Below are 13,895 nucleotides of genomic sequence, written 5' to 3' on the forward strand. Positions count from 1 at the left end.
CATGGCAACCGATCAATTTGGCGGAACCGAAGTTACCACCGACCAGTTCGGTGGGGCCCTTGTCGAGGAACCGCCAAAGCCGGCGGGAGCATTCCGTCGGGCCGCTGACACCGGCCTGGCGCTGGCAAAGGGCGTTGTCGGCGTGCCCGAAGCCGCGGTTGGCATTGCCGACCTGGTGACGGGAGGGCGTGCCGGCAAGGCAGCCGAGGCGGCCGGAGTTCGCTTCAAAGACGCCAAGCAGGTACTGACGGACTTCCAGTCGCCCGAGCAGCATGCAGCGGATGCCGCCGTGCAGCAGGCCGATGGCTTTTTTCCGACCGTTGGCGCCATGGTGCAAAACCCGTCGACCATCGTGAACGCAGCTGTCGAGTCAGCACCCTCCATGGTGCTGGGCGGCGCCGCCGGCCGTGGAGCTCTGGCAGTGGCGCCGCGCCTTGGCGCTATCGGTGCCGGAGCCGTGGGTGAGGGAGCTGTTGCCGCTGGCCAGAACGCCGAGCAGGTGCGACAGGAAGACCTTAACGGTACCTTGACGGCACGGCAAGCCGCGATCCTGGCCGCTTCAGGACTTGCCACGGGTGCCATCGGCCTCGGTGCCGGCAAAGTGGCCAACCGCCTGGGGCTGGGCGACGTCAGCACCATGCTCACCGCAGGGAAGCTGGGCCCCGTGGGCGAGCAGGCTGCTGCCGCTGGGGTACGCAAAGGGATTTTCCGGCGCGCTGGCGAAGGCGCGGCCGTTGAGGGCCTGCTGCAGGAACTGCCGCAGTCGATGCAGGAGCAGGCTGCTCAGAATCTGGCGCAGGACAAGCCATTGGGCGAGGGTGTTGGTGCCGCAGGTGCTCAGGGCCTGCTGGTCGGGGGTCTTACTGGGGGCCTGGCCGGGCCGATGGGTGGTTCGGCCCAAGCAGCTGCAACTACACCGCCTGTCTCGCCGATGGAACGCGCCGCCAATCTGGCCAGTGGGCTTGAGTTGGCCCCAGCGCCTGCGGGCACCACGAAATCACCAAGCGATGCCGAGCAGATCAAAGCCGAGGGCTACGTCGGTCGCCCCCTGGCCGGGTTCGATCCTGCCAACCCCGGTGCACCGCGGCCCCTGCGACTGCAGGACACGGAGCAAGGTGGGCTGGACTTCGCGCCCGAGCCCACGGCGTCCCAACTGATGGGCATTGACCCAGCGGCTGGCCCGTTGTCTGCCAGTGCAGCGCTGGCGGTTGACACCGGCACGTCTGCCGCGCTGCAAGCCCAACAGGCCGCAGAGCAGCAGGCCGCTGCGCAGGCGAAAGAGCCAGCCGCCAAGGCGCCAAAGGCAGGCGAGGCGGACTTCGCCACCTCCGAACAAGCCCAGTCCTATATTTCAGCGCAGAAGCGCGCGGGTGGCGTGAGCTTCCAGGCGCTGCCACTTCCGAAGAAGGACGGCACGTTCGGCATCGCCGTCAAGGGCTCGCCCGACTACACCATTGCCGAGTTCCATCAGAAGCAAGCGGGCCTGCGCGCTGCCGGCATGCTGGATGGGGACATCCTGAACAAGTCAGGCGATATCTTCAAGAGCCGCATCGCCACCGCCGGGCCCCTCAAGAAAGCCGGGCCCGGCTTCCAGGTGGTGCCCGTGCAGGGCGGCTTTGTGATCCGCGCCGCATCTGTCGAAGCGACCAATGCAAAGCCAGCGGCAGCACCCACACCAGCACCAGCACAAAAACCGGCTGCTGAGCAGGGAGCACGTGCGCAAGCAGCTATCAAAACTGTAGCGCCAGCAGCGCCTAAGCCCGCGGCACTGGAGCCCGAGCAGGTCTACCAGCAGGCGCTGGCCAAGATCCAGGATGACTACGAGGCCCACCCCAACGTGCTACGCCGCGATGCTGCCAAGGCCAAGGCGAAGAAGGCGTTCGAGAAAGCCACGAAATCACAGCGAAAAGCGCCTGTAGCCCAATCAGGGAAAGCGCAAGCAGCTACTAAATCGATAGCGAAGCAAAAACCCCGCACCAGCCCACCGGAGCCGGCACGTGTTCAAGAAAACGCACCCCCCAAAGCCATCGAGCAAGCCCAAGCCGAGCCAGCTCAAACGCCAGCAGCTCCAGAAGCTGCAACTGTCGGACAACCCGCAGCCGGAACCCCGGCCGGAGCCGATGCGGTGGAAGCCGCTCGGGTAGCTGCGACGCAGCCAGCTGCAATTGCCGAGGCAGCACATGCCGCCGCGACTTCGCCGCAAAACGACCTGCCTGAGCCCACCGATGCCCAGAAGGAAGCCGGGAACTACAAAAAGGGCCACCTTAACTTTGATGGCCTGGACCTGACCATCGAGAACCCGGAGGGCAGCAGCCGAACCGGCACGGATCCGGACGGCAAGCCTTGGACGGTCGACATGACCGCCCACTATGGCTACGTGAAGCGCACCACCGGCGCCGACGGCGAGCAGGTCGACGTCTACCTTTCTGCCAACCCCGTGGCCGGCGCCCCGGTGTTCGTGTTCGATCAGCAGGGCCTTGATGGCAAATTCGACGAGCACAAGGCGGTGCTTGGCGTGGCCACGCAGGTAGAAGCCGAAGCCGTCTATGACGCCCACTTTTCAGATGGCAGCGGTCCGAAGCGGCGCGCGGCCATGACGCAGATGTCGGTGGCTGAATTCAAGGACTGGGCGCGCAGCACAGAGGCGGTAAAACCGGCTGCAGCCCAACAGGCACCAGCGCCAGCAGCTACAAAAACGGTAGCAACGTCAAAGCCTGTCGCAAAGATCGACGACGCCGGTGCTGTGCTCGAGGGCGCCCGCAAGCTGTACGAGAAAGTCTACCGGGCAAAGCTCGACGAGGCGATGGGCATGGACCTCGCCTCGCAGCCGCTTTCCAAGACCTGGCCAGAGCCGGACTACCAGCGCATGATCGACGACGGCATGGAGCCGTGGGCCGTGGCTTTCGCCCGGGCAGCGCGTGACGAGATACCCAACAAGCCATCGCAGAGCTGGAAGCTCAAGCGCTGGACTGAGAACGTCCAACTGCTGCGCAACGCCACCGCGAAAGTGTTGGACGGGTCGCGCGTCAAAGAGCTGGTGATCGAGACCGGCAAAGGCTATCACCTCACCGACTGGTTCAACAAGATCGACCTCTATGAAGCCGTTGGCCATGAGCGATCGCTCAAGGGCATGACATTTTCGCGGGGCACATTCAGTCTCTACGCCGGCGAGAAATTCGACCCGCCGAAAGTCATGTGGACCGTCACGCAGCCATCGACCAGTGCATCGGCCACCTGGAACGCCGGCCGCTGGAGCAGTGAGCTCGCGGTGGCGCCCACGAAGGAAGAGGCAATCGAGAAGTTCAAGTCGTGGCTGGCCGTCCAGGGTGACAAGACCGCGGCCGAAACAAAGGCCATGACTTTCGACGTCTACTCGATCCGCGGCAAGCCCGGTGTCACCGTCGGAAAGCGACTGAGCTCCACGCAGAGCATTGACCTGAAGTCATTCGACACCGTAGAGCAGGCGCGCGCCTACAAGGCTGCAAATCAAGCCGAGCTGGAAAAGCTGCTCGAGGCCGCGAAGTTTGTGCCGCCAGAGCGGCGCGCCACGAATTCGCCGCGCGTAGGCGTTGACCATCGCAACGGCGCCGACGTCACCAATGAGCAGTTCCGTGAGACTTTTGGCTTTCGAGGCGAACAGTTCGGCGCGTCCATGCCGCAGGGCGAGCGCCAATCCAACCTCAACCAGGCGTATGACTCCCTGATGGACCTTGCCGGTGTCATCGGCGTGCCGCCCCGGGCCCTGTCGCTCAACGGCGAGCTGGGCCTGGCCTTTGGCTCACGCGGCCGCGGTGGCAAGCGCCCTGCAGCAGCTCACTACGAACCGGATGCGACCGGCGTGGTGACCCCCAACCGTGTGGTGATCAACCTCACGCGCAAGAACGGCGCCGGCAGCCTGGCGCACGAGTGGTTCCATGCCGTTGACAACTACTTTGCCCGTCGACAAGGTCAGCAAGCCGGGTTCATGACCGAGCGGATCGTGCGCGATGAAGGCGTGCGCCGCGAGATGAAGGACGCCTTCACCCAGCTGATGAAGACGATCAACCTGACCAGCCTGGCAGAGCGTTCTAAGACCCTCGACAAGACTCGCACAAAGGCCTACTGGTCGACGGGTCTGGAAATGGCGGCGCGGTCGTTCGAGAGCTACGTGATTGCCAAGCTGCAGGACCAGAGTGCCAGCAACGACTACCTAGCCAACATCGTGTCGGAGGAGCAGTTCAAGGTCGAAAACGGCTACCCCTACCCGACGGCCGGCGAGCAGCCGCAGATCCGGGCGGCGTTTGATCACTTCTTTGACACCGTGCAGATCAAGGAAGACGAGTTCGGCAACGTGGCGATGCAGGCCCGCGACTTCGACCGCGCAGCTCTGCGCCGGTTCGTTGGAGCGGAGCCAGCCGGTATGACGGTCACGGAGGCAAAGGCCATCACAGACCGCCTGACAGCCGGCTGGAAGAATGCGCCGCGCGTTGTTGTGCTGAAGGACGCCAGTCGGTCCCCTGTGGAAGTCGATGCCCGTGCGCGGGGCCTCTATCACCAAAACACGGTGTATGTGTTCGCCGAGAACAACGTCGACGCCAATGCCGTGGCCCGCACCGTGGCGCATGAATCCATTGCGCACCATGGCCTGCGCCAGCTCCTCGGGCCGATGCGCTGGATTGCGCTGATGAAAAACATTCAGAAGGGCATCCAAAACGGCGACGTGTCCCTCATCGCCCACCGGGACTACGTGGAGCAGGCCTACAAGAACCAAAACCTTTCGCCCAACCTGATCGCCGACGAGATCGCTGCCCGTGTGGTCGAAGACGCCGTTGATCCAGTTACCGGGGAATTCAGGCCGGCCTTCGGTTTCGTCAAGCAGGTGTATGCCCAGATTCGCGAATGGTTGCGTTCTCGCGGGTTCGACATTAATTTCAGCAACGCCGAGCTGCAGGGCATGCTGCGCGCCGCCATGATGAACCTTGAGGCTGGCAAGCGCACCCTGGGCGGTGGCGACATGGTGGCCGCTGCACGTGGCGATACCCCCGTCCAGGTGCCGCCCGTCACGATCGGCAACCCACTGGGCAGCGCCACCGCGCACCCGGACTACGAAGCCGCCAAGGCGGGCAACACCATGGCGGCCGTCCGCGTGGCCAAGTCGCTGGTGACCGATGACCTGGTGGCACGCGTCCGGGAACGAATCGGCGACACCAGCCCGCTCGTGGTGCCCGTGGTATCGGAAGAGGCGAGCGGTCGCAATCAGATCCCGCGCGCAGCAGCCATCATTCTGGCCAACAAGTTGGGCCTGAAGCAGGCCACCGACATCGTGCAGAGCAATCGCGCGCAGCGCACCGCACTAGGCGGCCTTGATCGCATCTTCGCGGGCCCCGAGTTCGAGGGCAAGGTGGAGCCCGGCCGCAGCTACCTGCTGGTCGACGATACCCTCACCCAGGGCGCGACTTTCGCTTCCCTGGCCAGCCATATTGAGGATAATGGGGGCCTTGTCGCCGGCGCCGTCGCGCTGACCGGCAAAGAGTACAGCGCCACGCTGCAGCCCACCCCTGAAACCCTTACAGCCCTTCGTGAAAAACATGGTGACCTCGAATCCGACTTCCGCGCCGTTACCGGCTACGGGTTCGACGCGCTCACCCAGTCAGAAGCCCGCTACCTTGCCAATTTCCAACCGGCTGACGCCGTCCGAGATCGAATCCTTGCGGAACGACGGGAAAAGGACGGACGCGGAGATCCAGAGGCTGCTGGGCCTGGACAACTTGCCCTAGACGCACCGGAGAACATGGCCGACACGAGGGTCAGCGCCGCAGACAATCTGGCTGAGCGTTTCACCCAGCTGACCGGTAAGAATGTGCAAGTCGTGGGCGTGCAGCTGGGAGGCATTGAAGTCCGCAACGCTACGCGCGCGAACGGCACCCCGGCGGGTATGCCGGCGACCATGACACCCGAGACATCGCCATATTCGCCCGAAGCCATGCAGGTTTACGAGCAATGGGAAGCGATGCAGCACCCCTCGAGCAAGTACCTTTTCCACACCACACCGGCTGCCAATCTGGACAGCATCGCAAAGACAGGGCTGGTGCCCAACTCTGCGCAGCGTTTCGCAGGCGTTTCCGACGGGCGCATCTCGCTGGCCGCCAATGAGGCAGTGGCTAAGTACTATGGCGGCAGCGGTGACGTGCTGCTGCGAGTCGCAAAGAACTACGACGTCGGTGCGCTTGAGCCGGATCTGCTGAGTGGGGGCGAGGGCGCCTATGTCACCGGAAAAACCATTCCGCCCGGTGCGCTGGCAATCAAGCAGGGCCGCAAGTGGGTGCCGCTGCTGAAAGGGGTCGATGGCTTCGATGAAAGTGGCCTGATGGCGCTCGATACCCCCGCCGGCATGGCTCGCGTCACCACCATGGCGACCGAGAAGCTCGACAGCTTTCTGAACGTGCCTGGCCGGGTCAACTGGTGGCATAAGAGCTTCGGCACCATGTACAACCTGGCCAAGCGCTCCGATGCCTTCAAGCCGGTGTTTGACGCGGCGCAGCACTTCATCAACGACGTGTCGTTCTATGCCACTGAAGCTGCCGACATGGCACCCAGGATCCTGCCAAAGCTCGAGTCGTGGTCCGACATTCGTAAATCGCCCATCAAAGCGGCGGACAACAAGGCCATCAGCACCCCGATTTTCGAAGGCACGCTGGTGTGGGGTCGCGATGAAAACGGCAAGTTGGCCAAGGTCGACGACCTGCAGGCTGCCGCCGATAAGCTCTCGCCCCAGGACAAGGCACAGCGCATGCTGCGCGCCGGCAAGATCAGCGAGGGCGTGCTCAAGATGTGGCAGGGCCAGCCGGTCGACCAGTACGAGGCGATGGTGAAAACCCGGTTTGACAGCGAGATGCTGCGCCCGGGCGTGGTGTTCACGGATGCCGAGCTGAAGGGCATGTTTGGGCTCAACGATGACCAAATCAGCCTGTATCGCGAGTTCCGCGCCGCCACCGACAACAGTTTGGACAGCCTCGCCCGGGCGGATATGCTGCGCTACGGAGGCGAGGACGTGGAGGCCCTGCGCGACCAGGTAATGCAGGCCGGTGACGCGGGCGAGGCCGCGGTGCTGCTGCGTGACTACCTGCTGAGCCTGGCCAAGTCCGATGTGGGCCGCAACGATGTGCTGGTGGCCACCGCCACCGGCATGATCGACAAGGCCGACAAAGTGGCGGCACTCAAAAGCGAAGGCTATGCGCCGTTGACGCGCTTCGGCAAGTTCACAGTCGACGTGGTGGATGGCCAGCGCGAGTACTTCAGTCTCTTTGAGTCCGCCGGCGAGGCTGCCAAGGTCGCCAACAAAATGCGCATGCTCTACAGCAAAGAGGCGGTGACGCAAGGCACTCTGTCAAACGAGGCTTTCAAGCTCTTCGCAGGCATCACCCCGGAGTCGCTGGAGCTGTTCGGCAACATGCTGGGCCTGGACTCGACGGGCGACCAGGCGCGCGACAAGGTGTTTCAGGACTACCTGAAGCTCACCAAGAACAACCGCAGCGCCATGAAGCGCCTGATTCACCGCAAGGGCATTGCCGGCTACAGCGAAGACGCTGGCCGCGTGCTGGCGTCCTTCATCTATTCGAATGCCCGCCAAACGTCCGCCGCGCTCCACATCGGCGATCTCGGAAAAGCCGTGACGGAGATCCCGAAAGAGCAGGGCGAGCTCGTCGACGTGGCCGTCACCCTGGCCGACTACGTGAAAAACCCGCAGGAGGAGGCGCAGGCGGTGCGCGGCCTGTTGTTTGCCCAGTACCTGGGCGGCTCCATCGCGTCGGCGGCCGTCAACATGACGCAGCCGCTGGCCGTGTCCTTCCCCTACCTGAGCCAGTTCGGCGGCGTGCGGCAGTCTGGTCGCGAACTCACGCGCGCATACCGGGATCTGGCCAACAGCAAAACGGTCTATGAACCGAAACTGGCCAAGGCCCTGAAGCACGCCGAGGAAACCGGCATCGTGAGCCCGCAGGAAGTGCACCAACTGATGGCGCAGGCCCGCGGTGCCGGCTCGCTGAAGTCGGGCGACGGCACGCGCACCGGTGACGCCCTGGCCGCCGGCAGCAATGCGCTGTCCCGCCTGGCGCTCGCATGGGGCAAGGTCTTCGGTGTGGCCGAACAGCTCAATCGCCGTTCGACCTTCATTGCGGCTTTCCGCATCGCCGAGGCGCAGAACATGGCCAACCCCGCCGGGTTCGCCGAGGATGCTGTGAACGAAACCCAGTTCATCTACAACAAGGCCAACAAGATGCGCTTCGCCCGCGGCGCAATTGGCGGCACGCTGATGACCTTCAAAACCTACAGCATTGCATACCTCGAGCTGATGCACCGCATGGCTACGCAGGGCGGCCCGGAGGGCAAGAAAGCGGCACTGCTGGGGATTGGCGTGCTGTTCCTGCTGAGCGGCGCCGGTGGTCTGCCGTTCGCCGACGACATCATGGACCTGGTCGACGGTGCCCTGCAGCGACTGGGCTACAACATCAGCAGCAAGAAAGCCAAGCAGGAGTTCCTTGAGGGCCTGTTCGGCAAGGCCGGCGCTGACTTCGTCGACCGCGGTATCACCGGGTTGCCCGGCGTGCCGCTGGACGTCTCCGGCCGGCTGGGCATGGGCAACCTCATTCCCGGCACAGGATTGCTGCAGCAGAAGGCGAGCCATGGCAACGATCTCGCGGAGCTGGCTGGGCCCATGGGCGACTTCATCAAGCGTATCAGCGAAGGCGGCAGCCAGCTGCTGAGCGGTGACATCGGCAAGGCCGCGCTGTCCGTGGCGCCAACGGCCGTGCGCAACCTGGCCAAAGGCGCTGACATGGCCGACACCGGAGCGTATCGTGATGCGAAGGGCTATAAGGTGCTCGACACGACCATGATGGAGGCAGCGTTGAAGGCCATCGGCTTCCAACCCCAAACGGTGTCCAAGGTACAGGAGGCGAACTACCTGAACCAACGCGCCAAGGACTTCTACAACATCACGGCGCAGGATATTCGCGCGCGCTGGGCCAAGGGTATCTTCGAGAAGGATCCGGCACAGGTTGCGGAAGCCCGGAAAATGCTCGAAACTTGGAACACCGACAACCCCGACCAGCGCATGACCGCCAACCTGCCCGCCATCCTGAAGAAAGCCCGCGACATGGGCAAGTCGAAGGATGAACGCATCGCCGCCACGGCGCCAAAGGCTATGCGCGACCAAATGCGCCGCGACGTGGCCGACCTGAGAGCGGGTCTGTAATGAGCTGGGCAGGGCTGAGCATTGCCCTTGGGCTCCTCGCCCTGGTCATTGCCGTGCCATGGTCTGCGCTCGCCGTGGTACCGGTGGTGATCCTCCTCTACCGTTAAGCGTTCCCCCCAGTAGGGTTTGTCGCGGCCCCGTGCGATTCGCACAATCGCCGGCATGACACTCCCTGCCTCATGGTCCCTCGTTCCCGTCACTGGTGAATTCGTCAACCGCCATGGCACGCCAGCCAGCGGGCGCGTGATGTTCTCATCCAAGCAGGTGGTGGTCATCGACGACGTGATTGTGATACCGAAGACCATCAGCACCACGCTCGATGCCGATGGCAAGATCCCCGCTGGCTTCAAGCTGCCAAGCACCAACGACCCAGACCTCAGTATCACCAGCTGGGCTTATCAAGTCCATGAACTGATCGACGACGGAGTTGGCCGGGAGATCTATTCGATTTTCGTGGAGCATGACGCGGTCAGCATCGACCTAGCCACGGTGGCACCGGTATACCGGTACTCCCGGGCAGCGCCAGCGGAACTTCAAATTTCCGGTGGCCGCAGCGGCTATGTATTCGAGTTGGGCATCAACTCCGGCGACGGAACTAACTCGCTGACGTTTTCCCCCGACTTCCTGTTCCCCGGTGGCGTGGCACCGACGCTATCAACCGATCCGGGCGTGTTCGACAAGCTCCGATGCGTGGTGATCGTAGACGCCGGCGTCAAAGTCCTCTGCACGTTTGACGCCGCATTTGCTCCAACCTAATCCGCTGGCTCGCTGTCAAATGAATCAAACTGATCTCACCCAGGTGGACCTTGAGCACCCGAGGCATGCACTGCGTGACGCATTGTTGGATGGTCGGTTGTTGTCGGTTCTCCTGTCGTGCAGTTTGATCTTCAACATGGTCGACCCGGCGCTGTTGATTCTCAAAGAGCCGGCCTCGCTGGTATCACATATCGCCCGCATAACACATAGTCCCGTAGCCATCGCGGCGACGTTCCTTCTGATGGCGGCGCTCGCTGCGCCCTTCATGGTGATGCAGACCTTCGCCCCCAAGACCAGGCACCGGCGACGTGTGATCCGGCTCGGATGCTTGGCACTCTGTTGCGGCGGTTTGCTATGGGTTTTCCTCGCCTACCTGTCGCGCAACCTTGACTACGCCACCGTCACCGGCATTTTTATACGCAACGGTGCCTGGAACATCGCGCTTGCCGCGGTGCTGGCCAACAGCATTAACAACGAACAGAAGCGGGCTTCTGACGGAGCCAGCACATGAAACACACGAAACTGACCCTCTGGGCGCTTGTGCTCTGGACCGTCGCCTTTATGAAGACCGTGCAGGCCGCAACGCTGGCCGAATTCATGGGCGGCTATGACTGGCAGTCCTTGCAATGGGCGGCAGGCCTGGCCTTGCTGGGCGGCGTGCTGCGCACCATCGCATCACTTCAATCTGAAGACCGCATCGTGAAGGTGTGGGCCAAGGAAGCCGCGTGGGATGCGTTCTTTGCGCTGCTCGCCGGCTTGCTTGCGTTCGTGATTATCGAGTCGTTGCGCTCGATGTCATTTGCGATTTCCAGCGAGGTGCGCTTTGCCGCCATGGTGATCGCAGGCATTGGCAGGAAAGACACCGTCAAGTGGATTCTGGACGGTTTGAAGGCTTATGGCGATGCCCGCAAAGCACAGATCGTGGCCAAACCACTCGTAGACACCAACCAGAAGGATGCGCCATGACGCCAGACATCGTCGCCCGCGCAACGGGCGCCCGCATCGACCGCGCCACCCAGTGCGCACCCGGCCTGACTGCAGCCATGGAGCTGTACGACATCAACACTCCGGCCCGCCAAGCCATGTTCCTGGCCAACATCGGGCACGAGACCGGGGGCCTGAAGTGGCTCAGCGAGATATGGGGGCCGACGCCTGCCCAGATCCGTTACGAGGGCAGGGCCGACCTGGGCAACACTCAGCCCGGCGACGGCCGGCGCTTTAAAGGCCATGGCATGCTCCAAACCACTGGCAGGTTCAACCATGCGGCCGTGCGTGACCGCCTGCGCAAGCGCTTCCCAGAAATGGAGGTGCCGGATTTCGAAGCCGAGCCCGAGAAACTGGCCGAGCCCCAGTGGGCAGCCCTGGCCGCCGCCGACTACATCGCCATGAAGGATTGCCAGCGCTTCGCTGACGCCGGCGACTTCGACGGATATTGCGACACCATCAACCGCGGCAAGAAAACGGCGGCCGAGGGTGATAGCAACGGCTGGGATGACAGGCTGGCGTTGTATCTGGCTGCACAGGAGGCACTTTCATGAACATCACCACTATCCTTGGCATCGCCCTGGCCATCAGCATGCTTGGCAACATCGGCCTTGGCCGGGCATACCTCAGTCAGCGCGACACCGGCGTCGAGGCCACCGCCAATCTGGCGCACGCAACCGGCGCCGCTGTAGCCTGCAGCGACAGCGTGGACACCATGGCCACCCAAGGCGCCAAGAACGCTGCAGCCGCAGCGCCGGCGCGGGCTAAAGCCGCCGCAACTGCTGGCCACAAGAACGTCAAGGCCGACAAGATTCTGACCACACCGGCCGCCGTGCCCGGGGATGACTGCAAATCAGCCACCGCGCGGTCCAACGACTGGTTTAAGGATTCCCCATGAAACACGTTGTCAACATTGCCTTGGCCCTTGTCATCCTGCTGGCCATCGCCTGCCTTAGCGCCTGCAAGACCGTACCCCTGGTCACGCCGGTCAACGTCGCCATTCCCGTGGAATGCAAGGAACCGGAGCCCGACCGTCCGGTGATGCCCACCGACGCTCTGAAAACCCGTGGCTGCCCGTCCGGCGGGTGCGTTGACGAACTCCTGCAGTCCAGTCTGGCAGAAAACCAGCGCCGAGAGGGATACGAGGTCCAACTTGTCACGGCGCTGCGCAATTGCAAGCGGCCGATCACGCCATAGCCAACATCGCAGTTGTCTCCTCCCGGCCGAAAGCCGGAAGTTCATCCCCCTGGCCTCACGGCTGGGGGGATTTTTTCATTGACGGGTGCTTTAAATCGGGACGTGGTTTGCAAAGCCATTCCTGGTAATCGGAGTGGCTGTATCGCTGCTTTGGCCTGCCGTGCCGCTGAATCCCCACGATCTTGACGCGGCCATCGGGATGGTCATAGCGTTTGGCGTTGTCGAGGCATTCCGCAAGGTAGGCGCCATCAGGTCCTGTCAGCGCGGCGAAGTGGGGGCCGTTACCCGCAGAGCGCTCCCACAGCAGTTTGCCAAGCAATTTGCCGCCGGCCACCACCTGATCGTTGGGCATCCGCTGGCTGTTTGCGCAAAGTTGATAGACCTCGTAAAGCACTGTAAAAGCATACAGTGAACTGAGCTAAAATAAGCCGTCGCTCGAGGTAACAACTTGGGTATTTCTGGCTGCACCTGGCAGGGGGATATTCTTGGCTGGGTCACTGGCGCCGTGGCGGAAAATCTCCGGCGCCGGCAGCTGAATCAAGGCCTCCGCCTGCTCAACCGTTCCATGCAGCCACTCGTCCCACCTGTCGCGTTCCAAAGGCACCACGGCCCGTTTGTCCTGCTCAGTGGCCGGCAGCACCAGGCCAGCTTTGTCCAGCTCGGGCTTGTGCATCAGCGCCAGCAGCGGTTGGCCGTCGCAGTTCTGGGTGATCATCGAATAGTTCGGCACCAGCTCGCCGGTCACCGGGTCAACCCACTCCGACCAGATCCCGGCCAACGCCCAGGCGTCACCGTCTGCCCGCTCAAAGCGCCAACTGATGCTTTTCGCCTTGGGGTCGTGGCCAGGGTAGTAGGGCTCTACAAAGCTCGCGGCCGGAATCAGGCAGCGCCTGCCGGCGAGCCACGAGGGCGCAAAGGTCCGCTTTTCGGCAAGGCCCTCGCGGCGGGCATTATTGGTCTGGCCCATGGGCTTGCTGCTCTTGCTGCCCGGCGCGATCATGCCCCATTGGCCCACCTGAGCGTCGCCGCGCTGCTTCACGTAAGGGCCCAGCTTCAGCGGTGCGACGTACGCGAGCCACGTTTGCTTGAGTTCCTTGCCGAACTGGGCCTGCAGCTGGTGGCTGGTGACCGGGGTATAAAGGTTGCACATCGGGCTACTTTATCGCGGCCGGCGGCATGGCCGCAACATTGGGTTTTGGAGAATTTGTATGGCGAGATATCACATTGACAGCGTGCACCTCAAAGACGGCCTGGTCGACGAGGTTTCAATGACAGATCTTGAAGAGCTGCAGGACATGGCCCGGCGAACCCGCACGGCGCCTGTGGCTGAAGTTGTGGCGCTAATCAAGACGGGCCAGGAGGTTGTTGGCAGCTGGATCAACCTCCAGACCGCCGACGGCCAAAACAACGGCATGGGCACCATACCGCTCCAGGTGGTAGTTTTGCCTGACGGCAGCGAGTCAATCGACGTGGTGCAGCGTGGGCAGCCCGAGGCGTACCGGTCAATCCTGAGTCTGGGCGTTTACGACGAACACTTCACGGCGCCAGGGTACGCGCAGAAGTGGGGCGCTTTATGAGTCTACAGGGCAGATTTCGCCTGTCGAGAGTGTCCAATATCCAGTGTTTTGAATGGCCAAAAATCCCTTAAAACGCCCTTTAAAGGGTCTTTTTACGTGGGAAATATTAGACAGCACTCCACGTGAAACATAGTATCCATGCGGGCTAG

General features: G+C 62.9%; 10 protein-coding genes. 8 read left to right on the forward strand and 2 right to left on the reverse strand.

The window, feature by feature from the left end; translation table 11 throughout:
- The first annotated feature begins 1 nt into the window (after position 1).
- From ABI546_RS22865 to ABI546_RS22895, 7 genes are all read left to right on the forward strand, one after another.
- The gene (locus ABI546_RS22865; RefSeq protein WP_348050560.1) at positions 2–9,232 is read left to right on the forward strand and encodes a PLxRFG domain-containing protein; all 9,231 of its coding nucleotides are present in this window, start codon (positions 2–4) and stop codon (positions 9,230–9,232) included.
- 162 nt (positions 9,233–9,394) lie between these two features.
- A complete protein-coding gene (locus ABI546_RS22870; RefSeq protein WP_348050562.1) occupies positions 9,395–9,988 on the forward strand; it encodes a hypothetical protein in 594 nt (197 codons plus the stop codon).
- A 19-nt stretch (positions 9,989–10,007) separates the two neighbouring features.
- Positions 10,008–10,499: a hypothetical protein gene (locus ABI546_RS22875; protein ID WP_348050564.1), complete on the forward strand. Its 492-nt coding sequence runs from the start codon at positions 10,008–10,010 to the stop codon at positions 10,497–10,499.
- Positions 10,496–10,954: a hypothetical protein gene (locus tag ABI546_RS22880; RefSeq protein WP_348050565.1), complete on the forward strand. Its 459-nt coding sequence runs from the start codon at positions 10,496–10,498 to the stop codon at positions 10,952–10,954. Before ABI546_RS22875 ends, ABI546_RS22880 begins: the two co-directional genes overlap by 4 nt.
- A complete protein-coding gene (locus ABI546_RS22885; RefSeq protein ID WP_348050567.1) occupies positions 10,951–11,526 on the forward strand; it encodes a glycoside hydrolase family 19 protein in 576 nt (191 codons plus the stop codon). Before ABI546_RS22880 ends, ABI546_RS22885 begins: the two co-directional genes overlap by 4 nt.
- The gene (locus tag ABI546_RS22890) at positions 11,523–11,870 is read left to right on the forward strand and encodes a hypothetical protein (RefSeq protein WP_348050569.1); all 348 of its coding nucleotides are present in this window, start codon (positions 11,523–11,525) and stop codon (positions 11,868–11,870) included. Before ABI546_RS22885 ends, ABI546_RS22890 begins: the two co-directional genes overlap by 4 nt.
- On the forward strand, positions 11,867–12,169 hold the full coding sequence (locus ABI546_RS22895; protein ID WP_348050571.1) for a hypothetical protein: 303 nt from the start codon (positions 11,867–11,869) through the stop codon (positions 12,167–12,169). Before ABI546_RS22890 ends, ABI546_RS22895 begins: the two co-directional genes overlap by 4 nt.
- Before the next feature lie 55 nt (positions 12,170–12,224).
- Here the strand turns inward: ABI546_RS22895 and ABI546_RS22900 are convergent, their stop codons facing one another.
- Both ABI546_RS22900 and ABI546_RS22905 read right to left on the reverse strand, forming a co-directional pair.
- A complete protein-coding gene (locus tag ABI546_RS22900; RefSeq protein WP_348050573.1) occupies positions 12,225–12,521 on the reverse strand; it encodes a hypothetical protein in 297 nt (98 codons plus the stop codon).
- A 66-nt stretch (positions 12,522–12,587) separates the two neighbouring features.
- Positions 12,588–13,319 (reverse strand): SOS response-associated peptidase family protein, encoded by a 732-nt coding sequence (locus ABI546_RS22905; protein WP_348050575.1) that lies wholly within the window; start codon positions 13,317–13,319, stop codon positions 12,588–12,590.
- Positions 13,320–13,377: 58 nt separating this feature from the next.
- Here ABI546_RS22905 and ABI546_RS22910 point away from each other — a divergent pair, with 58 nt between their 5' ends.
- Positions 13,378–13,746: a hypothetical protein gene (locus tag ABI546_RS22910; protein WP_348050577.1), complete on the forward strand. Its 369-nt coding sequence runs from the start codon at positions 13,378–13,380 to the stop codon at positions 13,744–13,746.
- Positions 13,747–13,895: the final 149 nt, after the last annotated feature.

It is taken from the genome of Polaromonas sp. (assembly GCF_039932935.1).
Classification (GTDB): Bacteria; Pseudomonadota; Gammaproteobacteria; order Burkholderiales; family Burkholderiaceae_C; genus Polaromonas.